Origin of the sequence: Rhodococcus sp. JG-3, assembly GCF_000482405.1 — a bacterium.
Classification (GTDB): Bacteria; Actinomycetota; Actinomycetes; order Mycobacteriales; family Mycobacteriaceae; genus Rhodococcoides; species Rhodococcoides fascians.
On sequence record NZ_KI519398.1, the window covers coordinates 4,497,482 to 4,522,143 of the forward strand.

General features: G+C 64.6%; 24 protein-coding genes. 13 read left to right on the top strand and 11 right to left on the bottom strand.

Features of this window, described 5'->3' with window-relative positions; genetic code table 11:
* Positions 1-2 precede the first annotated feature (2 nt).
* Both K414_RS0122455 and K414_RS0122460 read right to left on the bottom strand, forming a co-directional pair.
* A complete protein-coding gene (locus K414_RS0122455; protein WP_027497976.1) occupies positions 3-845 on the bottom strand; it encodes a rhodanese-related sulfurtransferase in 843 nt (280 codons plus the stop codon).
* Between the two features lie 18 nt (positions 846-863).
* Positions 864-2,516, bottom strand: coding sequence for an alkaline phosphatase D family protein (locus K414_RS0122460; RefSeq protein WP_027497977.1), 1,653 nt, complete (start codon positions 2,514-2,516; stop codon positions 864-866).
* A 127-nt stretch (positions 2,517-2,643) separates the two neighbouring features.
* Between K414_RS0122460 and K414_RS0122465 the strand changes: the two genes are divergently transcribed.
* Together K414_RS0122465 and K414_RS0122470 are read left to right on the top strand one after the other, a co-directional pair.
* A complete protein-coding gene (locus K414_RS0122465) occupies positions 2,644-4,116 on the top strand; it encodes a cryptochrome/photolyase family protein (protein ID WP_037219493.1) in 1,473 nt (490 codons plus the stop codon).
* A 279-nt stretch (positions 4,117-4,395) separates the two neighbouring features.
* Complete coding sequence (locus K414_RS0122470; RefSeq protein ID WP_051365243.1) at positions 4,396-5,823, top strand: HNH endonuclease signature motif containing protein; 1,428 nt, start codon at positions 4,396-4,398, stop codon at positions 5,821-5,823.
* Positions 5,824-5,987: 164 nt separating this feature from the next.
* On the opposite strand, the gene K414_RS0122480 is transcribed toward K414_RS0122470, so the two are convergent.
* Positions 5,988-7,034, bottom strand: a complete 1,047-nt coding sequence (locus tag K414_RS0122480; protein ID WP_027497980.1) for an iron-siderophore ABC transporter substrate-binding protein — start codon at positions 7,032-7,034, stop codon at positions 5,988-5,990.
* A gap of 101 nt (positions 7,035-7,135) precedes the next feature.
* On the opposite strand from K414_RS0122480, the gene K414_RS0122485 reads away from it, so the two are divergent.
* Together K414_RS0122485 and K414_RS0122490 are read left to right on the top strand one after the other, a co-directional pair.
* Entirely contained in the window at positions 7,136-7,960 is an 825-nt protein-coding gene (locus tag K414_RS0122485) for an SDR family oxidoreductase (RefSeq protein ID WP_027497981.1), read from the top strand.
* Complete coding sequence (locus K414_RS0122490) at positions 7,957-8,451, top strand: SRPBCC family protein (protein ID WP_027497982.1); 495 nt, start codon at positions 7,957-7,959, stop codon at positions 8,449-8,451. The genes K414_RS0122485 and K414_RS0122490 overlap by 4 nt, the downstream gene beginning before the upstream one ends.
* Before the next feature lie 3 nt (positions 8,452-8,454).
* Here the strand turns inward: K414_RS0122490 and K414_RS0122495 are convergent, their stop codons facing one another.
* Positions 8,455-8,964, bottom strand: coding sequence for a DinB family protein (locus K414_RS0122495; RefSeq protein WP_027497983.1), 510 nt, complete (start codon positions 8,962-8,964; stop codon positions 8,455-8,457).
* A 97-nt stretch (positions 8,965-9,061) separates the two neighbouring features.
* On the opposite strand from K414_RS0122495, the gene K414_RS0122500 reads away from it, so the two are divergent.
* Complete coding sequence (locus tag K414_RS0122500; protein ID WP_037219494.1) at positions 9,062-10,096, top strand: NADPH:quinone reductase; 1,035 nt, start codon at positions 9,062-9,064, stop codon at positions 10,094-10,096.
* 1 nt (position 10,097) lies between these two features.
* On the opposite strand, the gene K414_RS0122505 is transcribed toward K414_RS0122500, so the two are convergent.
* Positions 10,098-10,571 (bottom strand): phosphoribosyltransferase, encoded by a 474-nt coding sequence (locus K414_RS0122505; RefSeq protein ID WP_027497985.1) that lies wholly within the window; start codon positions 10,569-10,571, stop codon positions 10,098-10,100.
* Between the two features lie 84 nt (positions 10,572-10,655).
* On the opposite strand from K414_RS0122505, the gene K414_RS27735 reads away from it, so the two are divergent.
* From K414_RS27735 to K414_RS0122520, 3 genes are all read left to right on the top strand, one after another.
* The gene (locus K414_RS27735; protein WP_081701651.1) at positions 10,656-11,324 is read left to right on the top strand and encodes a class I SAM-dependent methyltransferase; all 669 of its coding nucleotides are present in this window, start codon (positions 10,656-10,658) and stop codon (positions 11,322-11,324) included.
* A 10-nt stretch (positions 11,325-11,334) separates the two neighbouring features.
* Positions 11,335-11,697, top strand: a complete 363-nt coding sequence (locus tag K414_RS0122515) for a VanZ family protein (RefSeq protein WP_027497986.1) — start codon at positions 11,335-11,337, stop codon at positions 11,695-11,697.
* Positions 11,698-11,928: 231 nt separating this feature from the next.
* On the top strand, positions 11,929-13,350 hold the full coding sequence (locus tag K414_RS0122520) for a stealth family protein (protein ID WP_032371933.1): 1,422 nt from the start codon (positions 11,929-11,931) through the stop codon (positions 13,348-13,350).
* On the opposite strand, the gene K414_RS0122525 is transcribed toward K414_RS0122520, so the two are convergent.
* Positions 13,347-14,258 (bottom strand): phosphodiesterase, encoded by a 912-nt coding sequence (locus tag K414_RS0122525; RefSeq protein WP_027497988.1) that lies wholly within the window; start codon positions 14,256-14,258, stop codon positions 13,347-13,349. The two genes, K414_RS0122520 and K414_RS0122525, sit on opposite strands and share 4 nt — an antisense overlap.
* 158 nt (positions 14,259-14,416) lie before the next feature.
* Here K414_RS0122525 and K414_RS0122530 point away from each other — a divergent pair, with 158 nt between their 5' ends.
* Positions 14,417-15,226 (top strand): alpha/beta hydrolase, encoded by an 810-nt coding sequence (locus tag K414_RS0122530; protein ID WP_027497989.1) that lies wholly within the window; start codon positions 14,417-14,419, stop codon positions 15,224-15,226.
* A gap of 69 nt (positions 15,227-15,295) precedes the next feature.
* Here K414_RS0122530 and K414_RS0122535 read toward each other — a convergent pair whose 3' ends face one another.
* Together K414_RS0122535 and K414_RS0122540 are read right to left on the bottom strand one after the other, a co-directional pair.
* Positions 15,296-16,423: an acyl-CoA dehydrogenase family protein gene (locus K414_RS0122535; RefSeq protein WP_027497990.1), complete on the bottom strand. Its 1,128-nt coding sequence runs from the start codon at positions 16,421-16,423 to the stop codon at positions 15,296-15,298.
* 16 nt (positions 16,424-16,439) lie between these two features.
* On the bottom strand, positions 16,440-17,615 hold the full coding sequence (locus K414_RS0122540) for an acyl-CoA dehydrogenase family protein (RefSeq protein WP_027497991.1): 1,176 nt from the start codon (positions 17,613-17,615) through the stop codon (positions 16,440-16,442).
* 78 nt (positions 17,616-17,693) lie between these two features.
* Between K414_RS0122540 and K414_RS0122545 the strand changes: the two genes are divergently transcribed.
* The 4 genes from K414_RS0122545 to K414_RS0122565 are packed head-to-tail and all read left to right on the top strand — an operon-like array spanning position 17,694 to position 21,018.
* Positions 17,694-18,248, top strand: coding sequence for a histidine phosphatase family protein (locus K414_RS0122545; protein WP_027497992.1), 555 nt, complete (start codon positions 17,694-17,696; stop codon positions 18,246-18,248).
* A 14-nt stretch (positions 18,249-18,262) separates the two neighbouring features.
* Positions 18,263-18,745: a RidA family protein gene (locus tag K414_RS0122550; RefSeq protein WP_027497993.1), complete on the top strand. Its 483-nt coding sequence runs from the start codon at positions 18,263-18,265 to the stop codon at positions 18,743-18,745.
* A 39-nt stretch (positions 18,746-18,784) separates the two neighbouring features.
* The gene (locus K414_RS28690) at positions 18,785-20,275 is read left to right on the top strand and encodes an ABC transporter permease subunit (RefSeq protein ID WP_081701652.1); all 1,491 of its coding nucleotides are present in this window, start codon (positions 18,785-18,787) and stop codon (positions 20,273-20,275) included.
* Positions 20,272-21,018, top strand: a complete 747-nt coding sequence (locus tag K414_RS0122565; protein ID WP_027497994.1) for an amino acid ABC transporter ATP-binding protein — start codon at positions 20,272-20,274, stop codon at positions 21,016-21,018. The genes K414_RS28690 and K414_RS0122565 overlap by 4 nt, the downstream gene beginning before the upstream one ends.
* Positions 21,019-21,034: 16 nt before the next feature.
* On the opposite strand, the gene K414_RS0122570 is transcribed toward K414_RS0122565, so the two are convergent.
* From K414_RS0122570 to K414_RS0122580, 3 genes are read right to left on the bottom strand one after another with little or no spacing between them, the layout of a single operon-like run.
* Positions 21,035-23,098, bottom strand: a complete 2,064-nt coding sequence (locus tag K414_RS0122570) for a xanthine dehydrogenase family protein molybdopterin-binding subunit (RefSeq protein ID WP_027497995.1) — start codon at positions 23,096-23,098, stop codon at positions 21,035-21,037.
* Entirely contained in the window at positions 23,095-24,108 is a 1,014-nt protein-coding gene (locus tag K414_RS0122575; RefSeq protein ID WP_027497996.1) for a xanthine dehydrogenase family protein subunit M, read from the bottom strand. The genes K414_RS0122570 and K414_RS0122575 overlap by 4 nt, the downstream gene beginning before the upstream one ends.
* Positions 24,105-24,605, bottom strand: a complete 501-nt coding sequence (locus K414_RS0122580; protein ID WP_027497997.1) for a 2Fe-2S iron-sulfur cluster-binding protein — start codon at positions 24,603-24,605, stop codon at positions 24,105-24,107. The genes K414_RS0122575 and K414_RS0122580 overlap by 4 nt, the downstream gene beginning before the upstream one ends.
* Between the last annotated feature and the right edge of the window lie 57 nt (positions 24,606-24,662).

Sequence of the window (24,662 nt, forward strand, 5' to 3'; positions counted from 1 at the left end):
ACTCAGGCGCAGTCGAGACAGATCAACCGCAAACCACGGCCGGCATCACCGTCGAAGTCCTGGTACCGGGACGTCGGGTTGCCGCAGGCACTGCAGCGACCGATGACGGCGGTGTGGTCGGAGAAGTTCTGTGCCATCCGCTTGTCGAAGACGAAGAGCGAGCCCTCCCAGAGCGCGTCGTCGCCGAAAGTCTCTGCGTACCGGACGATTCCGCCGTCGAGCTGATAGACCTCCTCGAACCCGCGAGCCACCATCAACGAGGACAGCACCTCACACCGCACTCCCCCGGTGCAGTACGTGACCACCGGGGACTTCTTGAGATGGTCGTAGGCACCGGAATCGAGCTGCGAGACGAAGTCCCTCGTCGTCTCCACGTCGGGGACCACTGCATTCTTGAACTTGCCGATCTGCGCCTCGAACGCGTTGCGGCCGTCGAAGAAGACCACGTCGTCGCCGCGGGAATCGACAAGCTCATGCACCTGCTGCGGGCTCAGATGAGTGCCACCGCCGACCACGCCGTCGGCGTCGACCTTCAGTTCCCCGGGGGCACCGAACGTGACGATCTCGTCGCGCACTCGCACGCTCAATCGCGGGAAGTCGTTGCCGAGCCCGTCGGACCACTTGATGTCGGCCGACTTCAAGGCCGGATAGCTGCGGGTACCGCGGACGTACCTCTTGACGTCGTCGACGTCGCCGCCCACCGTCGCGTTGATGCCGTGTTCGGAGATGAGGATGCGTCCGGTCAGGTTGTTGGACGCGGCCAGCGTCTGCTGCCACAGCCGGATCGCCTCGGGATCTGGCAATGGAGTGAACACGTAGAACAGGACGATTTTCGGTACAGCCACGCCGTCCAGTATGGCGGGTCAGCCCAGTGGCGGTGCCGCCGCCCGAAGCCGCTGGGTGCCGGAGTCGACGGTGAAGCCCGCTCCCCAGTACACGCCGGTCCGCGGATCCTCCTTGGCGGTGAGGAACCAGTGGTCCATCCGAGCCGCCGTCTTGGTGACGTCGAAGACGCCGAAACCGTGACTGTCTAGATCGACGAACTTCACGTGCTGGTTGAGCGCCTTGAACGCTTCCTCGGCGACCCGGCCCAGCGTGTGCGGCGGAGTGTGCGTCAGATCGTCGATGTTGGCCGAGCTCACCGAGGTGACGACGAGCTCGGTGGCAGCCGGTTCCGTCGTTGCGTAGTGCGCTGCGTCGAGGGGTACCTCGCAGGCCCAAGCGGAGTGGATGTCGCCGGTGATGAAGACGGTGTTGTCGACGCCTGCGTCCACGATGGCACCGAGCAGCTTGCGGCGGTCGGCCGTGTATCCGTCCCAAGGATCTGCGTTGTAGGGCAAGCCGCCCTCCGGGATTCCGAGGAGCGAGGTGACGGCCCTGGCTGCGTCTCGATCGAGCGGTGGGATCAGAGTGGGCGTGATCATCACCGGGTTGCCGACGATCTTCCACTGCGTCGGCGACGACACGATGCCGTCGGTGAGCCACTGCATCTGCTCGGCACCGGTGATGGTGCGGTTCGGTGAATCGACCTCGGGGCCGTTGAACGGCAACACCTGCTGCGAGCGGTAGGTGCGCAGATCCAGCATCGAGAGTTCGAGCAAGTTGCCGAACCGCAGCCTGCGGTACAGGTGACGGTTGGTGGCAGTGCCTGCTGCCCGGACCGGCATCCACTCGTAGTAGGCCTTCTCCGAATTGGCCTTGCGCGTGTACCAATCGCCCTCGGTGGCCGGCGTGTGGTTCTCGGCGCCGCCGTCGTACGCGTCGTTGGCCGACTCGTGGTCGTCCCACGTGCAGATCCACGGAACGTCGACGTGCGCTGCTTGCAGATCCGGGTCGGACTTGTACTGACCGTGCCGCTGGCGGTAGTCGGCAAGGGTGACGATCTCGTGGGTGGGCGAATGCTGCCGGACGACGCCGTCGCGCCCCGGAAAGCCGCCCGTCTCGTACTCGTAGATGTAGTCGCCGAGATGGACGATGGCGTCGAGGTCTCCCCTGGCTGCCAGGTGGCGATAGGCACCGAAGTACCCCGATTCCCAGTTGGAGCACGAGACGACGCCGAAACGCACCACATCGATGTCGGCATCGTTGGCCGGGGCGGTGTGCGTGGTGCCGACGGCCGATGCCGCGTCGCTCGTCCGGAAGTCGTAGAAGTACGTGGTGTCTGCGCTGAGGCCGTCGACGTCGACTTTCACGGTGTGATCGGTATCGGGGCCGGTGGAAACGGTTCCGGAGGCGACGACGCCACTCATGTCTACGTTCCGGGCGATGCGCCAGGTCACCGATACCTGCGGGCCGACGCCGGAGCCCGGGGTGGCGTCGGGCGTGGGGGTGATGCGGGTCCACAGAATGATCGCGTCGGGCAACGGATCTCCCGATGCCACCCCGTGCAGAAAGCCTCGGTCGCTGCCTTGGGCGTGGGCGACCGCGGGCAGTGTCGTGACGACTCCGGCCACGGCAACGGCCACCGACGACGAGCGAAGAAACGTTCTTCTGGACAGCGCAGAATCAGCGGGCATCGGGTCAGTCCATGCGATGGATCGTCGGTGGTCAAGTAAGGCGCGCCTGGGTCGGCCACAGTGTTCACCAGCCGGCCATGCTGCGGACGCTGGTTTGCCGTCGTCGCTGCGGGAGAACACTCCGAGAATGGACGCTCTGTGGTTGTTCGGTGATCAGCTCGGCCCGCACTTCCACTCCGTGGACGAGCATGCCGAGCGAGACGTGCTGATGATCGAGTCCCGGCGCGTGTTTCGACGCCGGCGATACCACCGACAGAAGCTCCATCTCGTGCTGTCGGGGATGCGTCATCTGGCCGACGAGCTGGGTGATCGCGTCACTTATCTGCAGACCGAGACGTATCGCGAAGCCCTGGCCGAGTACGGCAAGCCCGTGGTGGTGTTCGAGCCCACCTCGCATGCGGCGGAGAAGTTCGTCGCTGCCTTGCACGAGGAGGGTCTGGTCTCGGAAATTCTGCCGACGCCGATGTTCGCGCTCCCCCGGGCCGAGTTCGCCGACTGGGCGGCCGAGCGCGGCACCTTTCGCATGGAGACGTTCTACCGCGAGCAGCGCAAGAGATTCGATGTGCTGATGGACGGTGCCGACCCAGTCTCTGGCAAATGGAACCTCGACGCCGAGAATCAGTCGCCACCCCCGAAGGGACGGCTGACCCTGGGCGTCGAAGAACCGTGGTGGCCGACCGAGGATGCCATCGACGACGAGGTGCGTGCCGATCTCGATTCGTGGGAGCTGGACACAGTCGGAGTCGACGGGAAACGAGTGTTCGCGGTAACTGCTTCTGAGGCCTCGGAAGCGTTGGCGCACTTCATCGATTACCGCCTGGACGACTTCGGCAAATACGAGGACGCGGTGATGGCCGACGACTGGACGATGTCGCACTCGCTGTTGTCGGTCCCGCTCAACCTCGGTCTGCTGCAACCGTTGGACGTGGCACACGCCGCCGAGGACGCCCATCGCGACGGCACCCCGCTGGCGAGCGTGGAGGGCTTCGTTCGGCAGATCCTCGGCTGGCGCGAATACGTGTGGCACCTCTACTGGCATATGAGGCCGGAGTATCTCGAACGGAACAAACTCGAAGCCCATGAGCCACTACCGGATTGGCTTCTCGAGTTGGACGGCGATGCGGTGGTCGCGAAGTGCCTGTCCAGTACCGTCGACGGCGTACGCGACCGCGGCTGGGTGCACCACATTCCGCGGCTGATGATCCTGGGAAACTTTGCGCTGCAACATGCCTGGGACCCACGAGCGTTGACCGAGTGGTTCGCCACGGCTTTCGTCGACGGATTCGCCTGGGTGATGCCGGTGAACGTCATCGGCATGAGCCAGCACGCGGACGGTGGAGTGATCGCCACCAAGCCCTACGCTTCGGGTGGGGCGTACCTGAACCGCATGACCGACTACTGCGGCACATGCGAATTCAATCCGAAAAAGAGGCTGGGTGACGACGCCTGCCCCTTCACCGCCGGCTACTGGGCCTTCGTCCACCGACACCGCGAGATGCTGGCACTGAACCACCGCACCGCGCGACAGGTGTCGTCGATGAACCGATTGAACGACCTCGAGCAGGTGCTGGAACAGGAACGTCAACGCGAGGTGTACTGACGCGCCCCGGCAAGTTGTGCACGGCCGGACCCTGTCGACTGGTCTCTGTTGGTATCGACTGCGCAACGCGCACCACTATTAGTGAGGCGCTGCCACGGGAGCCGGCCGTGTTCCACAGCTCCTGTCGCGGCAGAATGGCGGTCTGGCGCGATCGTCGGAGAGATCGAGCCTTTACCATGCGCCACCGACAGGTTCGGATTATCGAATCCTTATGCACAGCAATAGTTTTCGATTGCACCATCATTGCGCATCGAACACCCGTTCGATACACTTCTTCCTATGACCACGGAGATCTGGCAACTGAGCGAAGCAGAACTGCTCGCCGACGCTGCCGCGGTCTCCCACGACATCCAATTGCTGGAAGCACGGCGCATCGCTCTCGTCGCCGACATCGACACCCGCGTGAGCCGGGAGAAACTCGGCTTCCCCGGACCCGCAGGCTGGCTGACCTCCACCACCCTCCTCACCCCGAGCAAAGCGAACAAGATCGTGGCCCTCGCTCGCGGGCTGAAGAACTTCCCCGACATCGCCGACGCCGTCAACACCGGCGTCATGTCCGTCGACCACGCCGCCCTGATCCTCACCTTCGCCGAAACACCACCGAAGAACCTCCCGCAAGAGGGTCGCGATATCGCCCGCACCGCGATGATCACCGCCGCCACCGGGCCTGGGGCACGCACCGACAAGATCCGTGAAGCGATCACCAAACTCGAAGACACCTACGGCAGCGACAAGCCGCCCCCGGAAGACACCGACCGCAACGAACTGTTCGCATCGAAGATGCTCAACCAACGCCTGTGCCTCAAGGCCGACTTCGATGCCGTCACCGCGGAAAAGCTCTTCACCGCACTCTCACCGCTGACCGAACCTCGGCCCGCAGCCGACGGCACCCCCGACGAACGCAGTCCTGCGAGGCGACGCGCCGACGCATTCGGGCAGATCCTCGACCACTACCTCGCCTCGAAGGATCGCCCCACCGAAGGCGGAGAGAGACCCCACATCAACCTCCACATCCGGTTGCAGGACCTCCAGAGCCTGAGCGGTCAGAACAGCGACGACATCACCGACGACGAAACCACCCGCGCTGCAGCAGAATCCGACAACGCCGATCCAGCCGACCCGGTGGACATCGACGCCGGCAACCCGATCCACTCCGACCCAATACGATCCGACCCGACCGAGTCGGACGCGGCGAATGAACTCGAGACCGACAGCGCTGCCGGACCGAGCCCGGATCGCGGTGCATATCGGGACCTGTTCGGCGACGGCACCACCGTCGGCTGGCTGCCGTGGATGGGACCACTCTCCCGCAACACCTCTCGCCAACTCGCCTGCGATTGCCTTCTCACCGCCATCGTCATGGACGAGAACGGCAACCCACTCAACCTCGCCCGCACCGCCCGCACCGTCACCGCCAAACAGAAACGAGCATTGACCGCCCGCGATCACGGCTGCGCGTTCCCCGGCTGCGGCAAACCCGCCGCCTGGACCGAAGGTCACCACATCTGGCACTGGACCGACGGCGGACCCACCGACATGAACAACCTCGTCCTCCTGTGCGGATTCCACCACCGACTCATCCACCACTCCGATTGGGAAGTATTCATCGGCACCGATCAACACCCCTGGTTCGTACCCCCGGCCACCGTCGACCCCTACCGACAACCGAGACAATCCCACGCCCGAGCAGGCCCTCACATCGCATAGAGACGCGCGAAAACAATCCAGCCCCGCACCGAGAACACGGTGCGGGGCTGGAAGAGATTGTCGAGCTGGGTGTTTCGATCAGACACTGCATGCTTCCTGCGCATGTACACGACCTGCGTGAAGCCGATCCTGCTCGTCTCCGCTCCGATCGAGCGACCGGTGACCTACTTCGCGTCGAGCTTCGCGACAGCCTCGTCGATCATCGGCACGTAGCGCTCGAGTGCCCACGGCACTGTCAGCGGGTTGATGATCGACGACCCGGTGACGAAGGACTGATCCGTCGGCGCAACGACCGAACCGCGGGACACGGCCGGAATCTGCTTGTAGGCAGGCTGATTCTCGGTGTCGGTGCGGTTCTGCGGATCGGAGTAGAAGGTGAAGATCAGGTCGGAATCGTTCAACAGATTCGCGTTCTCCAAGCCGATCACCGATGAGTCGGTGCCCTCGGTCTCGTCGAGCGTGTTCACCACCGGATCGACCTGCAGCCCGAGACCGCGCACCATCGCGACGCGCTGCTCGTCGGCGAGGAACACTCCGAGCGTTCCGGGACCGGTGTTGTAGATGTAAGAGAAGCTCACGTCCGAATACTCGGGGTGCTGGGCCGCGGCGTCGGCGAAGCGGTTCTCGATCTTGTCGATCTCCTCGACCGCCTTTTGCTCCTCGCCCATGGCCTTGCCGATGACGGTGATCTGGTCCTGCCACGTCGTGGTCCACGGCTTCTCCTCGTATGCGACCACCGGGGCGAAGGCACTGAGCTTGTCGAACTGATCCTGCGTGACGCCCGACCACGGTGCCAGAATCAGATCCGGTTCGAGAGCCGCGACGGCCTCGATGTTCAATTCGGTTCCGCCCGTGAATTGCTGGGGAAGCTCGGCACCCAATTCGGTGACCGCGTCGTGCACCCACGGCAGATAGCCGGTGTCGTCGGCACCCCAGGAATACTCCTCGACGCCCACCGGGACGGTACCCAGCGCGATCGCCGTTTCGGCCGAGCCCTGGCCGAGCGTCACGATGCGCTCCGGCTTCTCGGTGATGACGGCCTGACCCAGCGCCGAATCGATGGTGACGGCCGCGAAGTCGCTGGCCGCCTGTGGTTCCTCCGCGGTATCGGTACTCGAACACGCGCCGACCACAAGGGCCGACACCGTGAGCGCGGACAGCAGGGTTGCGCGGCGAGCAGTCCGTCGACCGTTCGGTGAAACAAAGAACATGGTTACCTTTCGACAAGCAAAGGGAATTTAAAGTAACCCTAGGCTAACCTCTCATCCGGATTCAAATGCGCTGCACAGCGGGCGTTCGCTACGGTGGGGGCATGAGCCTTCCTCGCCCCGCACCCGACCGGACTGCCGTCGTGACCGGAGCGTCTTCCGGAATCGGTGCCGCCATCGCTCGCGAACTCGCCTCCCGAGGTCACGGAGTCACCCTCGTCGCCCGCCGCGCCGACAGGCTCGACGAGCTTGCGAACGAACTCCGCTCGCGGGGAGTTCGCGCCGAGGTGCTCGCAGCAGACCTGTCCGATCGCAGCGCCCGCGCCGAATTGCTCGGGCGCGTCACCGAACTCGGACTGATACCGGACATCCTGGTGAACAACGCCGGGCTGTCGACGCTCGGCCCGGTCGTCGAATCCGACCCCGAAGCAGAGATGAACATGATCGAGGTCGACGTGGTTGCCGTCGCCGATCTCTGCACTCGCTTCCTCCCCGGCATGACCGAGCGACGACGCGGAGCTCTGCTGAACGTGGCCTCCACCGCCGCGTTCCAGCCGCTTCCCGGCCAAGCGGGCTACGGCGCATGCAAGGCGTTCGTTCTCTCCTACACCCAGTCTCTGACCGGAGAACTGCGCGGAACGGGAGTGACAGCCACCGCGCTGTGCCCTGGACCGGTGCAGACCGGTTTCGGCGAGGCCGCGGGCTTCGCGAAAGACGACGCCGAGAAGGCACTGCCATCGATCATGTGGGTGTCGGCAGAAACGGTGGCCAAGACCGCCGTCGACGACATGGCCAAGGGACGGATGGTGTCGATCCCCGGGCCCGCCAACCGCATCGGATCGATCTTCGCCCAGATCACCCCGCGAACATTGTTGGTGCCCATGCTCACTCGTATTCATCCAGGCCTGAAGAACGGCGCATCCTCATGAGCCGCGAGTTCACGGTGTCCGACAGCGTCGTTGTCAACGCCGACGCCGACACCCTCTACGCAGCGATCAGCGACCCCACCAAGATGGGCCGGTGGAGTCCCGAAAATACCGGTGCCACCGTGCACGATCCTCGCGAGAGCGCCTACGTGGGAATGGTATTCGACGGAACCAACAAGCGCGGCCGGGCGAAGTGGATCACTCGCTGCACCGTGACCGCAGCCGACCCGGGCAAGACCTTCGAGTTCCGCGTCCACGCCATCGGTAAGAGCGCTCCGAAGATCAAGGGCGCGAACGCAACCTGGCGATACGACTTCGAGCCGGTCGCGGGCGGCACAAAGGTCACCGAAACCTGGACCGACGACAGAACGAAATGGCCCGATGCCCTGGCGCTCGTGTTCGACAAGATCGTCACCAGCGGCAAGACGTTCCCGCAGTTCCAGCGTCGCAACATCCGAAAGACGCTGGAGAACCTGCAGAAGCGTTACGCCTGACGGCTAGGCCTGCCGGGTGTACAGGCCGAGAACGTACGACGCCTGCCCGGCATGCTGAAGGTCGTCGGAGACCACGGACACCAGGCGCGCACCCAACGTGACCGGCGGATCCCAGTTCTCGTCGACGATTCGGTCCAGATCGTCGGTCGAGATACCGCTCAGGTACGCAACGGTTTTCGAGTGCACGGCGTCGTGGTATTCGCGCAACAACTCGGCGCTCGAGGTGACCTGAGCCACGTCGGAGGACGATTGGCCGTACCCGATGTCGGACTTGTCGAACGGCAATCCGAAACGCTCGAACCACGAGTCCGACGTCCAGACCTGTTCGCTCCCGGCCACACCCGCGATGTGGTCGTCTTGCACACGCGTCAGGTGCCACAGCAACCACGCGATGCTGTTGGCATCGGCGTCGGGCCGATAGGTCAACGCGGCAGCGGGGATGTCGTCCAACACCGAGTGAACGAGTTCCTTTATTCGACCGAATGCGTCGGTCAGCAGGTCGTTGTGGTTCATCGAGTACGCCTCTTTCGTCGAGCACTGATAGCCAGTCATGCATACCCCGATTGCTTCGAAGGGAACATCGGGGCCCTCCAGGCGCGTTGAACCCGGTATGACTTCTCCAGCAATTGTGTACACCCGCACCGGCGATTCGTCCGTCCTCGAACCGAAAGATCGCGAGGTGACCGAGCCGGCCGCAGGCGAAGTGCGCGTACGCGTCGTGGTCTCGGGCGTCAATCCGACGGACTGGAAGAACAGGACCGGTTCCGGACCGGGCGAGAAGCTGGCGTTCGACGAGGTGGTTCCGAACCAGGACGGTGCCGGAGTGATCGACGCCGTGGGCCCTGATGTCGAGGGGCTGGCCGTAGGAGATCGCGTCTGGGTGTACCTGGCCCAGCATCAGCGTCCGACCGGAACGGCGCAGAAGTTCACCAACCTTCCCGCATCACGTGTGGTGGCTCTCCCCGACGGCGTCAGCTTCGACGTCGGCGCGAGCCTCGGCGTACCCGCGATGACGGCACACCGCGCACTGACGGTGTCCGAGGACGGCCCGTCTCGCTTGCATCCCGGCGCGTTGGAAGGCAAGTCGGTACTCGTCGCCGGTGGCGCCGGTGCCGTCGGCCATGCCGCGATCCAATTGGCCCGCTGGGCAGGCGCGACCGTGGTGACGACCGTCAGCGGACCGGAGAAGGGCGCACTGGCCACCGCTGCCGGCGCGCACCACGTGGTGAACTACAAGGCCGGAGACGCCGCCGCTGACATCCGCGAATTGGTGCCCGGCGGAATCGATCTGGTGGTCGAGGTCGCTCCCGCACAGAACGCCGCGCTCAACGCGGCCGTCGGAGCGAACCGAGCATCCGTAGCCGTCTACGCCAACAACGGCGGCGACACCATCACCCTCGACGTCCGGCCGAACATGGTGCTCAACACTCGCTACCAGTTCGTGCTGCTCTACACCGTGGGCGACGAGGCTCTGCGCAACGCCGAGGCGGACGTCAGCGCAGCGGCGGCAGCAGGCGTGCTGGAGGTGGGCGAAGCCACCGGCCTGCCACTGCACCGCTTCCCGCTGAGCGAGACCGCGGCCGCACACGACGCCGTGGAGAACGGAACCGTAGGCAAGGTGCTGATCGACGTCTCCAGCGAATAACTCAGGTGATGACCGGCAACGTGGACCACGGGAAATTGATCCACTTGTCGGTCTCTCGCCACGAGTAGTCCGGCTGCACAATGGTTCTGGGCTTGGTGTAGATCACGGCCGACCGCACGTCGGCCGTGTGCGCCTTCAGTAGATCGATCACCAGCGCCAGGGTGCGGCCGGAATCGGCGACATCGTCGACGACGAGCAGCTTCTTGCCGACGATCGCGTCGGTATCCAGAAGTGGTTCGAGCACAACAGGATCGGGCAAAGTCTCTTCGATATCGGAGTAGAACTCGACGTTGAGGGTGCCGGCAGCCTTGACGCCCATGGCATAGGAGATGGCACCGGCAGGGATGAGTCCGCCGCGGGCGATCGCGATGACGATGTCCGGAACGAACCCGTCGCCCACGATCTTCTTCGTCAGATCGCGCGAGGCGTCTCCAAAGGTCTCCCACGTCAGTACTTCGCGTTCCGGTTCGGTCATGACGGACTACTTTACCCAAGGCCAATTTTTGCCGAATGAGCAAATTCGTTTGCGCTCGGGGACGACAGCGGGCAGTCTCGAACCATGGCCGACCACACACCTGCGCACACTCATCCAGCCGACCCGACCCACCCGGAACCGGATTTCGAGAACGGTGCCTTCGACGAATCGTTCTGGGACAACCTCTACAACCAACGCACCGCCATCTGGAGCGGAAATCCCAACGCCGTGTTGGTACAGGAAGCGTCCGAGCTGATTCCGGGCCGCGCCCTGGACATCGGCTGCGGTGAAGGTGCCGACTCACTCTGGCTGGCCGGCGAAGGATGGAACGTGACCGGCGTCGACATCTCCGATGTGGCTCTCGGCCGCGCTCGCGCCGCACAGCAGGCACTCGGGTCACAGACGCTCGCGGTGGATTGGCGTCAGGAAGACGTACTGGACTGGACTCCCCCGGCCGCGGCGTTCGATCTGGTGTCGGTGCACTTCTTGCAGGTGCCGCCGGACGAATTGGAACTGACCACCCGCAGGTTCGCCGCGGCGGTCGCGACGAAGGGCCGTCTACTGATCGTCGGGCACAGTCCCAGCGACAGCCACGCCTCTCAGCACCCGGCCAAGCACCGACTGTTCGCACCGGAACCGGTCGTCGCTGCGGCGGGCGACGGGTTCGAGGTGATTCACGCCGAACACCGCACCCGGACGACGCCGGACGGCGACGAGCGAATCGACACGGTGGTGGTGCTGCAGCGCCGGTAAACTCCTCGCGGTGATCTCGCAGTCGACGTACCGAATTCCCCTGGCCGTCACGTTCGTCGTCGCGCTGATCGTTCTCTTCACCCCCGCGTCGGGGGTGCCTTCCGGCTTTCAGCACAGCGACAAGATCATTCATTGCATCCTGTTCGCTGCTCTCGCCTACACCTCCCGACTCGCCGGCATCGGCTGGGTGAAGACCGCACTGTGGGTGTCGGCGTTCGCAGTGGTGTCGGAGTTCCTGCAGGCGATCCTGCCGCTCGGTCGCTCAGGATCGGCCGCCGACGCACTCGCCGACGCCGTCGGTATCGCACTGGGCCTGGTCGCAGCGAGCAGGGTTCTACCGCAGCGCGTCCGAAAGGCACCGCACCTGCACTAGACTGAGACGGCACCGGGGTTCCTCGGCCAGCGCGAACACTCCGGAAGGAACGTCATCACCTCGTCTTCTGCCCCGCACGATATCTACCTCGTTCCACCGGAGCACGAGACCAACGATGCCGTCACCCGAGAATCCGACGCTGCCGCCGCGCGCTTGAGCGAACGGTCCGACGTCGTCAGCCACGACGGCCGTTACGCACTGACCATCACCTCGACCACCCCGCACCAGGCGATGGTCGAAGATCTGCTGTTCGTGCGCGCCGTGCTCGACGCCGCGCGGATCAAGTATCTACTGGTGCGCGGCAACGACGAGCGTCCCGTCATCGCCATAGAATTGGCCGCTCGCGAGGCACTGACAACGGCCCTGGTGCATGCCTGCCGCGCCGAGCCCTTCTACTCCAAGACCGTCGACGCCCGCGGAAAAGCGGTACTGGTAGCCGATGGCACCTTGTCGCCGTCGTCGAACGCACGCATCGTGCGGCTCTACCGCCCACGTGTCGAGCCGTTCAGCGGGCTCTACTACGGCGCATCGACCGCGGTGCAGATCGAGCTGTGGTCGTTCTCACCGTCCGAGATCGTGCTGCCGATCGAGAACTCGCTCACTCGCCGCAACATCCGGCCCGACGAGGCCGTCCGCGGCACCGTCGAGCGCTTCGGCCGAACCTGGCCGACCATCGAGAACATGTTCGCCGACCACGCGTCGGACATCAATTTCGACATCGACATCGTGTTTTCGTGGGTCGACGGTTCGTCCGCGGAATTCCAGGCTCAACGCGCCCGCCGGATGGCGAACTACGTCGTCGGCGAAGGCGACGATTCGGCCGCCCGGTACCGGCAGATCGACGAACTGAAGTACGCACTGCGGTCGATTCACCTGTACGCACCGTGGATCAGGCGCATCTTCGTCGCCACCGACTCCCCGAGGCCGGCGTGGCTCGCCGACCATCCCAAGGTGACGTTCGTGCCGAGCGAGGCGTTCTTCGTCGATACCTCCGTACTGCCGACGCACAATTCGCAGGCCGTCGAATGCCAGCTGCACCACATCCCCGGGTTGTCCGAGCACTTCCTGTACTCGAACGACGACATGTTCTTCGGTCGCCCCGTCAGCCCGTCGATGTTCTTCTCCCCCGGCGGAATCAGCATGTTCATCGAGGCGACGACGCGAATCGGATTGGGCTACAGCGACGCCGACCGCAGCGGCTTCGAGAACGCGGCACGCGTGAACCGTCGGATCCTGCAGGACCGCTTCGGGATGACGACCACCCGGCACCTCGAGCATGCGGCAACGCCGTTGCGCCGCAGCGTGATGCAGGAAATGGAGAACGAGTTCCCCGACGAGTTCGCCTCCACCGCTGCCAGTGCATTCCGCGCGAGTACGAACATCTCGGTCACGAATTCGCTGTACCACTACTACGCGCTGATGAGCGGACGCGCCGTGGTCCAGAAGGATGCGAAGGTTCGGTACATCGACACCACGTCCGTCGCGGGTCTCGAGTTGATGGAGAAGCTGCTGCCCAAAAGATCGGTCGACTTCTTCTGCCTCAACGACGGCAGCTTCCCGGAGGTCGACCTCGATCTGCGCACGCGCACCGTGACGCAGTTCCTGGACAAGTACTTCCCCATCGTCGCGCCGTGGGAACGCACCCAGAACTAGGCGTCGCTGAACAACTTTCGACGGGCGCTGTCGGCAATGGTCACTCCCGCTGCGTCGAGCCGGCGCGCGGTCTCCTCTGCCGACACTGCCTCTCCCACAGTGTCGTACGAGCCCGTCGGTACCACCGAATGGACGACGGTGTCGTCGTAGAGGTGAACCAGGTTGTAGCCCTGGGCTCCGTCGCGACCGCGTAACCCGCCGGCGGGAACATTGAGATCCTGGGTGTAGCACGTGGCCGACGCGACCGAGACGGGGATACCCGCGAACGTCGCTGTCGTCGAATAGTGCAGATGCCCTGCGAGTATCGATCTCACGTCGCTGCCGCGCAGCACGTCCGCCAGGCGCGGCTGATCGATGAGCTCGACCAGAACTGCGAGATCGAGCACGGTCGGTACCGGCGGGTGGTGCATCGCCAGAATCGTGCCGAACTCGGCAGGGGTTGCGAGAGTGTCTGCGAGCCAAGCCAATTGCTCGTCGGCGAGCTCACCGTGATGCTTTCCGGGGACCGTCGTATCCAGGGTGACGATGCGAAGCCCGTCGACGTCGTGCACGCGATCGATGGACTGCCCGCTCGGTTCCGCGTCGAGCAGGGTCCGACGGAACGTCGCGCGGTCGTCGTGATTGCCCATCGCCCAGACGATCTGCGCGCCGAGCTCCTCGGCCACCGGCTCGACCAGAGCGCGGAGCTTCTCGTAGGCACCCGCCTCGCCCTTGTCCGTCAGATCACCGGTGAACACCAACGCATCGGGCCGCACCCCCGAGTTCCGAACATCGGTCATCACTTGTTCGAGCCGCAACTCACTGTCCACGCCGCCGTACAAGCGACCGCCGCCGTCGACGAGATGCGTGTCGCTGATGTGCAACAAGCAGTGATGGGGACGTGGGTACTCGGCCATCCGAGACTTCATCGAACTCTCGCTCACGATCGGACCTACCGTTTCACGATCACCCGGTCGGGCGAACGCCACTGCCACAAGCCAAGCATACGAGCGTTCACTGAGAAAAAGCTGGTCGAATCCGGACGGTGAACACCGTGGAAACTCCTGGCGTGTGGCAGGTTGAGAACATGACGTCTTCCAAGTGGACCTCCCTGCTCGCAGCCGCGGCACTGACCGTGGGCACGATGCTCGGGATCGGGGTGGCTCCGGCCGCTGCGCAGGGCCTGCCGACCGTTGTCCTCGTGCACGGTGCCTTCGCCGACAGCACCAGCTGGGACGGTGTCGCGGCCGACCTACGCGGCCGCGGCTACCCCGTCGTCACCGCCGAGAACTCACTGCGCGGCCCGGCGATCGATGCGGCCTCGGTGACCGACGTCGTCGAGAACATCGACGGGCCCGTGGTGCTGGTCGGCCATTCCTACGGCGGCACGGTGATCAGCAACGTGCACGCGGACAACGTGGAGGCTCTGGTCTACGTCGCGGCGTTCATGCCGGTCGAAGGCGAACCCGTCGCACTCGAACTCGACCCGTTCCGATTCCCCGTGACGGCTCTGGTCCCACCGGTGATCGGGCTGTCTATCGTCGACGATTCGTCCAACCTGATCGGCAAGAACGTCGACTCGTACATCACGCCCGCGCTGTTCCGTCCGTTCTTCGCCCCCGACGTCACCGAGGAGCAGGCCGCCCGCATGGCCGCTCACCAGAAGACCATCGCTGCCGGTGCCTTGCTCGAACCGAGCGGTCCGCCGTCCTGGGCGCACACCCCGTCGTGGGCGCTGATCCCCCAGCAGGATCAGATCATCCCGACCTCCGCCGAGCGGTCCATGGCGCAGCGGGCCGGGGCCCGGGTGACCGAGGTTCCGGGCTCGCACGCGATCCTGGTTTCCAACCCCGCAGCTGTGGCCGACCTTGTGGTGCAGGCGGATTCGGGTAGCTGACGCGTCCGAGAGACGAGAACGGGCCCGACCACCTGGACGAGGTGGCCGGGCCCGTATCCTTTTACCGGATCAGATTCCGATGAGGTCGTGATCGGCGACCTTGTCCGACAGGATGCGCAGGTGCTCGTCGGCCCCACCGAGAGTGTGCTCGATGGCAACGAGCCGACTGGTGTAGTGCCCGACGGGATATTCGGCCGTGACGCCGATTCCGCCGTGCAGCTGAATTGCCTCCTGGCCGATCTTGCGACCGGAACGCGAGATCTGCAGCTTGGCGCGCGAGGCGATGGTCGTGTCGACATTGCCGTCCGCCAACGACATCGTGGCGTAGAGGCTCATGCTGCGGGCCAGCTCGAGTAGCACGTACATGTCCGCCGCACGGAAGGTGAGCGCCTGGAACTTGGCCAGCGGAACCCCGAACTGCTTGCGCTGCTTGAGGTAATCGGTGGTCAGCCGCAGCGCCTCCTCCATTGCTCCCACTGCCTCGGCACACAGTGCGGCCTGTGCGCGCACCTCGGCACCGGTGATCGCAGCGGCTGCGTTCTCGGCCGAACCCAGCGGTTCTGCAGCAACGTCGGAGAATTCGATCTGCGCGGCGCGCTGCCCGTCGTGGGTGGCGTACGACTTGCGGGTCAGCCCGGTCGCGTCGCCGTCGACGACGAACAATCCGGTTCCACCGCCGGGGAGCACGGCACTGACGACGATGACGTCAGCGCTGCCGCCGTGCGGAACCGGGTTCTTGACGCCGCTGATCGACCACGATCCGCCGTCCTCGGTCGCCGTGGTGGCGACCTCGACGTTGGGCCAGCGGCTGCCGGATTCGTTGTGCGCGAACGCCAACATCGACGAGCCCTCGGCCACGGGTGGCAGAAGTCGCTTGCGCTGATCGGCTGAGCCGAGCTCGGAGATGAGCCCGCCGGGCACGAGAACGGCGTCGAGAACGGGCTCCGGCGCGAGCCGTCGTCCGACCTCGGTCATGACCGCCATGATCTCCACGGGACCGGCGTCCATACCGCCGTCGTCCTCGCTGAACGTCAGACCCAGCAGACCGACCTCGGCCAGCTGCTTCCAGACGTCGGTGCTCCACCCCAGCTCACCGGCCACGATCTTGTTGCGCTTCTCGGTGTCGTAGGCGCGCGAGAGAACCTCACGGGTGGTGTCGCGCAGCAGTTTCTGCTCTTCGTTGAGTTCGAAATCCATGTCTTCAGATGCTCCCTTACAGTCCGAGAATCGCCGACGCGATGATGGTGCGCTGAACCTCGTTCGAGCCGCCGTAGATCGAGACCTTGCGATAGTTGAGGTAGTTCGGTACCGACCGCTGTGCCCAACCGTCGCTCTCGATGTCCTCGCCTGCCTCGTAGGGCAAGGAGTCCGGCCCGGCGATGTCCATCAGCAATTCTGTTGTGGTCTGCTGCAATTCGGAACCCCGCAGCTTCAGAATCGACGATGCCGGGTTCGGCTTGCCGTCGTCCGAGCTCGAGACCATCCGCAACTGGGTGAGCTCGAGGGCGAGCAGTTCGTTCTCCACCTCGGCAAGCTTGGCCGCGAACAGTGGATCCTCGAGCAGCGTCCCGGTGCCGACCTTCGTCTGCGCGGCGTGCTTCTTCGCCTGTCCCAGTCGAACTTTGGTGTGTCCGGCGCGGGCGACGCCGGTGCGCTCGTTGCCGAGCAGGAACTTCGCGTAGCTCCAGCCCTGGTTCTCCTCGCCCACGAGGTTCTCGGCCGGGACGCGGACGTTGTCGAAGAACACCTCGTTGACCTCGACGCTGCCGTCGACCAGCTTGATGGGACGCATCTCGATGCCGGGGGTGTTCAGATCAATGAGCAGGAACGAAATTCCGGCCTGCTTCTTCGGTGCATCGGGGTTGGTGCGTACCAACGCGAAGATCCAGTCGGCGTACTGGCCGAGAGTGGTCCACGTCTTCTGGCCGTTGACGATGTAGTCGTCACCGTCCCGAATGGCGGTGGTACGCAGCGAGGCGAGATCCGAACCGGCCTCGGGCTCGGAGAACCCCTGACACCACCAGATGTCGAGGTTCGCCGTCTTCGGCAGGAACTTCTCCTTGATCTCCTGCGACCCGAACGTCGCAATGACCGGGCCCACCATCGACGCGTTGAACGCCAGCGGCTCGGGTACCGAGGCCAGCTGCATTTCGTCGAGCCAGATGTGACGCTGGACCGCAGACCAATCGCGGCCACCGAACTCCGCAGGCCAGTGCGGTACTGCCAGTCCGTTCTCGTTCAGGATTCGCATGGTCGTGACCACTTCGTCCTTGCTCAACTCCTGACCCGTCGCGTTCTTCTCGCGAATCTCGGCGGGGATCTTCGTGGTGAAGAACGTCCGCATCTCGTCGCGGAACGCGGCCTCTTCTTCTGTCAGGGCAAGATTCATCGACAATCCTCCGTGCTCGTTCGCTTATCTCGGTATCGACCGTACTCCCTGGTAACTCTGGGATATTCTCCGCTCACTATGACTTTTCTGGCGCTGGTTCGGCACGGTGAAACGAACTGGAATTTGCACGGCCGCCTGCAGGGCTCTTCGGACATCCCTCTCAACGACACCGGACGAGCTCAGGCCCGCGAGGCGGGCTACGAACTGGAGTTCCGTACGTGGGATCACCTGGTCAGTTCGCCGCTGGTCCGGGCCGCGGAAACCGCCGACATCATCGGGACCCATCTGGGCCTGAACCGAACCGCCGAATTCCCGGATCTGGCCGAGCGTCACTTCGGTGACGCCGAGGGATTCACCGACTGGGACGCGTACTCGCATTGGCCGGACGGGCGATACCCGGGCCTCGAGCCACGATCGAATCTGATCGTCCGGGGCGTGCGAGCCGTCGACGAGATCGCCTCGCGCTACCCCGACTCCGCGGTGATCGCCGTGGCCCACGGTGGCGTCATTCGAGCCATCTTCGACGCCATCCGTCGACGACACTCACCCCGCATACTCAACGCCGGTGTGTCCACACTCGAACACGACGGCACCCGATGGACAGTTCGCACCATCAACGGCGTTGCGGTCTGACAGGATTTCCGTTCATGGAGATCGAACGTCGCATCGCCGAACTCGGCTTCGAGCTGCCCGGTGAACCGAGCGCACCACCGGGATTCGAGTTCTCCTTCGATTGGGTTCGCGTGCGCGGCAGCCGCGTCTTCGTCTCGGGTCATTCGCCGCTCGCACCGGACGGAACCCTCGCCGGTCCGTTCGGTGCAGTGCCGTCCGAAGTCGACCTCGACGCCGCCACCGACGCCGCGCGTGACACCGCCCTCGCGGTATTGGGCAGCCTCGCCCGTGCCATCGGAGATCTCGATCGAATCAGCGCGTGGCTGACCGTCACCGGTTCGGTCAACGCCGATCACGGCTTCACTCAGACCACCACCGTCGTCAACGGGTTCTCCGATCTGGTGTTGGCGATCTTCGGACCCGAGGTCGGTGCGCATGCGCGGACTGCGCTGGGAGCGGCCGCATTGCCGATGAACAACACCGTCGTCGTGTCAGCGGAACTGGAGATCGACGGGTAGGTTTTTCTCCACTCGTCATTACAGCGAAAGCAGGCCTAGATGGTGCGCAGATCCACTCTGGTTCTGGTCGCGATTCTGATCGGCATACTCGGATTGTCCGGGTGTAGTTCGTCGTCGCAATCCCTCCTGGACCGAGTGCGCGACGACGGTGTACTCGTCGTCGGCACCGAGGGCACGTACAGCCCGTTCAGTTATCAGGGCGGGGACGGCCAACTCACCGGCTACGACATCGACGTCATCAACGCGGTCGGCGACGAACTGGGCGTCCGCGTCGACTTCGTGCAAACCCCCTTCGACTCGATCTTCGCCGGGCTGCAATCGCAACGCTTCGACCTGATCGCGAACCAGGTGTCGATCACCCCCGCCCGGCAGTCGACCTACGACCTGTCCAAGCCCTACACGGTGTCCGAAGGCCAGATTCTCACCGCCGCGAACAACACCACGATCACCTCGACGGCCGATCTGGCCGGCAAGACCACCGCCCAATCGTCGACGAGCAACTGGGCCGAGGTCGCTGCCGACGCGGGCGCGAACGTCGAGGCGGTCGAGGGATTCGTCCAAGCGGTCGCGCTCGTCAAGGACGGCCGGGTGGACGCCACCGTCAACGACTCGCTCGCCATCGCCGAATACCTGCAGCAGACCGGCGACACGGGAGTGCGGGTCTCCGGAAACACGGGCGACACGACGCTGCAGTCCTTCGTGGCCCGCAAGAACAGCGGCCTGATGGAGGAGGTCGACGCGGCCATCGACACCCTTCGTGACAACGGCACCATCGCCGAGATCTCGAAGAAGTACTTCGGCAGCGACGTCGCGGCACCGACCGCCGACACCGCGGCACCGGTGAGCGAGGACGCAGGAACCACTGCGCCGTCGAAGATGCAGTTGGTACTCGACAACCTGTGGCCGATGCTGAAGGCGACGGTCACCATGACAATCCCGCTGACCGCCGTCAGTTTCGTTGTGGGACTGGTCATCGCGCTGGCCGTGGCACTCGCCCGGATCTCGTCGATCAAGCCCCTCGCCGCAGTGGCCCGGTTCTACGTCTCGATCATTCGCGGCACTCCCCTACTGCTGCAGCTGTTCATCATCTTCTACGGCCTGCCGCAGTTCGGCATCGTGATCTCGCCGTTTCCGGCGGCGGTCGTGGCGTTCTCGCTGAATGTCGGCGGCTACGCGGCCGAAGTCATTCGCGCTGCGATACTGAGCGTGCCCAAGGGCCAGTGGGAGGCCGCGCAGACGATCGGCATGGGATACCGAACCACGTTGCAGCGCATCGTGCTTCCGCAGGCACTGCGTACCGCCGTGCCGCCGCTGTCGAACACGTTGATCTCGCTGGTCAAGGACACCTCGCTGGCATCGACCATCCTGGTGACCGAACTGCTGCGCGTCGCGCAGCTGGCGGCGGCTCCGACGTTCGACTTCTTCACGCTGTACTCCGTTGCCGCCCTGTACTACTGGGTGATCTGCATAATTCTCTCGTTCTTCCAAGGCAAACTCGAAGTCCGACTCGACAGGTACGTGGCGAAATGACAGACCTGCTGGAAGTATCCGCACTGAAGAAATCGTTCGGACCGATCGAAGTATTGAAGGACGTCTCGTTCACCGTGCCGTCGGGCACCGTCACCGTCATCATCGGGCCGTCCGGCTCCGGCAAGACCACAGTGTTGCGAACGCTCAACGCTCTCGACCGAGCCGATGCCGGCCTGATCCGCATCGGCGACGTGTCTGTCGACTTCGCCGAGCCCGTGGACGCCGCGCGACTGCGCCACTTCCGCGCGCAGAGCGGCATGGTGTTCCAGAGCCACAATCTGTTTCCCCACAAGACCGTGCTGCAGAACATCATCGAGGGACCGGTGATCGTCCAGAAACGGGCCAAGGACGACGCCACTCGCGACGCACACGCGATCCTCGACCAGATCGGTCTCGACGCCAAGTCCGATCAGTACCCGTTCCAGCTTTCCGGTGGCCAACAGCAACGCGTCGGAATCGCCCGAGCCCTCGCCTTACGCCCCAAGCTGATGCTGTTCGACGAGCCGACCTCCGCGCTCGATCCCGAACTGGTCGGCGAAGTACTGGGCGTCATCAAAGGCCTTGCCGCCGAAGGATGGACGATGGTGATCGTCACCCACGAGATCCGTTTCGCCCAGCAGGTGGCCGATCAGGTGTTGTTCCTCGAGAACGGCGTCGTCGTCGAACGCGGGACGCCCGAGCAGGTTCTCGCGAACCCGACCGAGCCCCGTACTCGACAGTTCCTACAGCGAATCTTGGCGTAGAGGGGCTGCGCCCGTTCTAGAGGTGCGGTAGCACCTTGTCCAGGGTGATCGGCAGGTCGCGGACTCGGATGCCGGTGGCGTTGTAGACCGCATTGCCGATGGCCGCCGACGAGCCCACCGCACCGATCTCACCGATTCCCTTACCGCCCATCGGTGCGAGCTCGGTGTCGACCTCCTCGATCCACACGGCCTCGAGATCGGTGACGTCCGCACAGGCCGGGATGTGGTACTCGGCGAGGTCGTGGTTGGCGAAGCCGCCGAATTCGTGATCGACGACGCCGCTCTCCATCAACGCCATTCCGAGTCCGAACGTCATGCCGCCGATGAGCTGCGACCGGGCCAGTCGTGGATTCATCACCTTCCCGATGCCGAACACCCCCAGCATCCGGCGCACGCGTACTTCACCGGTGTCGACGTCGACTGCCACCTCGGCGAACTGGGCACCGAACGCCATGCGCGCCAACTCTTTCTGGGCTTCGACGTCGTCGGTTGTATCGGCCTCGGCGGAGTTACCCGGCTGCAACGGTCCCTGGTCCCGCAACGCGTTACAGACCTTGGTGACCGCCCAACCCCAGGAGGAGGTGCCCGAGGATCCACCGGCACCGGGGGCCTTGGGCAGAGCGCTGTCGCCCAGTTCCAGTGTGACGGCATCCGCGTCGACCTCGAGCGCATCGGCGGCAATCTGTCGCAGCACGGTCCGCGCACCGGTTCCGATGTCGGATGCAGCGACGGACACCGTGATCGTGCCGTCCTGCTCGACGCGAGCCGCCGCGGTACTCGGCGAGATCAGCACCGGGTAACTCGCTGTGGCGACGCCCATTCCGAGCAAGACATTGCCTTCTCGGCGTCGGCCCGGCGTGGAGTCTCGACGGTCCCAGCCGAATTTCTCGGCACCCTCGCGCAGGCACTGCACCACACTGCGGGAGCTGAACGGATTCCCACTCGCGGGATCGACGTCGGGTTCGTTGCGGATCCGAAGCTCGATCGGATCGATTCCGGTGACCGTTGCCAATTCGTCGATCGCCGTCTCGACTGCAAACATGCCGGGTGCCTCACCCGGGGCTCGCATCCAGCGCGGGGTGCCGACATCCAGCGCGGCGAGCCGATGCGTTGTGGCGCGGTTGGGCGAGGCATAGATGTGCCGGGTCGATTCCGACGTCTGCTCACAGAACTCGAAGATCGTGCTCGTCTGTTGAAAGGAATCGTGAGCGATGGCCTGCAGCCTGCCACTCGAATCCGCACCGAGGCGAACGTGATTGAGGGTCGGGGTGCGGTATCCGACGACATCGAACAGGGCCTGCCTCGGTAGAACCAGCTTGACGGTCTTGCCGGTTGCTCGCGCCGCAATCGCAGCGAGAACCGCGTTGGGCCGAGTACTGCCTTTCGCCCCGAAGCCTCCGCCGACGTTCTCGGCAATCACGCGAACATTCGCGGGTTCCAGTCCGAACGCCGTGGCGAGATCGCCCTGAACTCCCGACGGTGCCTGCGTCGAATCCCAGACCGTGAGTACACCATCGGACCATTGAGCCGTCGTGGCATGCGGTTCCATCGGACTGTTGTGCATCGGAGCCGTCGAGTACCAGTTGTCGACGACGTGCTCGGCCGTCGTCAATGCAGCGTCCGGATCACCGATCGTGACGTCGGTGGGGAATCCCGCGTTGACGGACTCGGGCGCGTACAGCGAGCTGTGATCGGCGCTCAGGGTGTTGTCGGGTGAGCGAACGTCGGCGTAACGCACCTGTACTCGGGCGGCCGCCGCGCGGGCATCCTGGAGGGTGTCGGCCAGAACGACGGCCACGATCTGGCCGCGGTAAGCAACGGAATTCGATTGCAGCACATGCAGTTCCGCATCTTCCACCTCGCCCAGCTTCTCGGCGTTGCCGTGCCACAGGAGCGCGTGCACCGCCGGGCCCCCGTCAGCGAGTTCGACGTTCTCGACCGTCCCGACGGGAACCGTCGCGGGCACGTACCAGGCGTACACCTGGCCGGCGATCGGCTGCTCGGCGGCGTAGCGCGCTCGGCCGGTGACCTTGTCGACGGACTCGGTGCGCTGAATCGACTGGCCGATCGATGCCGTCATGACCGATCTCCCAACTCTTCGTGTGTGCCCAGCTCTGCCAATTCCACCAGAGTGCGCGTCACCAGATTCGTGACCAGCGGAACTTTGAAGGCGTTGTCTCGCAAGGGCTCTGCTGCGTGCAGTTCCTCGGTGATCGCAGCCCGGAACGACGCCTCGTCGGGAGCGGTTCCGAGCAGTGCATGTTCGGCGGTTCGGGCCCGCCACGGTCGGTGCGCAACGCCGCCCAGCGCGATCGACACCCCACGTACGATTCCGTCCTCGACGTCGAGCACAGCGCCGATCGACGCGACCGCGAACGCGTACGACTGCCTGTCCCGTACCTTCCGATAGGTCGAGACAGTGCCGTCGGCAGCCTTCGGAATTTCGATGGCGGTGACGATTTCGTCTCGGGCGACAGTGTTGTCTCGCGTCGGATCATCGCCGGGCAATCGGTAGAACTCGTCCATCTCGAGTTTCCGTTCACCGTCGACTCCGCGAACGACGATGCGCGCGTCGAGAGCCGACAGCGCGACGGCCATGTCGGACGGATGCGTCGCCACGCACGACGACGAGGCTCCGAGGATGGCGAGGTTTCGATGCTCGCCGTTACGTGCCGGACAGCCCGAACCGGGTTCGCGCTTGTTGCACGGCTTGGATGCGTCCATGAAGTAGACGCATCGAGTGCGCTGGAACAGGTTTCCGCCGGTGGTGGCCATGTTGCGTAGCTGGCCCGAGGCCCCGGACAGCACTGCCCGCGAGAGCACCGGATACCGCTGGCGGACAACCGGATGCACCGCGAGATCGCTGTTGGACACCCCGGAGCCGATCCGCAACGCTCCGTCGTCGGCGACGTCGATGTCGTGCAGCGGCAATCGCGTCACATCGATCAACGCCGATGGTGCGGCCACACCTAGCTTCATCAGATCGACCAGATTGGTGCCGCCACCGAGCAACATCGCGTTCTCGTCCCCCGCCAGACGTTCGAGAGCGTCGTCGATCGCAGTGGCGGTTCGGTATTCGAAGGTCCTCATGACGCGTCCTGCACTGCGGGAACGATGTTCGCGTACGCACCGCAGCGACAAAGGTTGCCGCTCATGCGCTCGCGCACTTCGCCGGAGTCGAGTTCGACATCGGTGGCCTCGAGGTCTTCGGTGACCGCGCTGGGCCAGCCCTGTTTTGCTTCCTCGATCACCGCGACCGCCGAGCAGATCTGCCCGGACGTGCAGTACCCGCACTGGAACGCGTCACGATCGACGAAGGCCTGCTGCACGGGATGCAGAGTGTCGCCGTCGGACAGTCCCTCGACCGTGGTGATCTCGCGCCCGACCTGCGCGACGGCGAACGTGAGGCAACTGTTGATTCGCCGGCCGTCGACCAGGACGGTGCAGGCACCACACTGCCCGTGGTCGCACCCCTTCTTGGCCCCGACGAGATCCAGGTTTTCGCGAAGTGCGTCGAGCAGAGTGGATCGAGTGTCGCAGTCGATCTCACGATCGGTTCCATTGACACGCAGAGTGACGTTGGTCATGCACGTGCGGATACCCGGGGCCCGAGCCACCAAACGCTCGAGCCGGCGGGTCGTGCG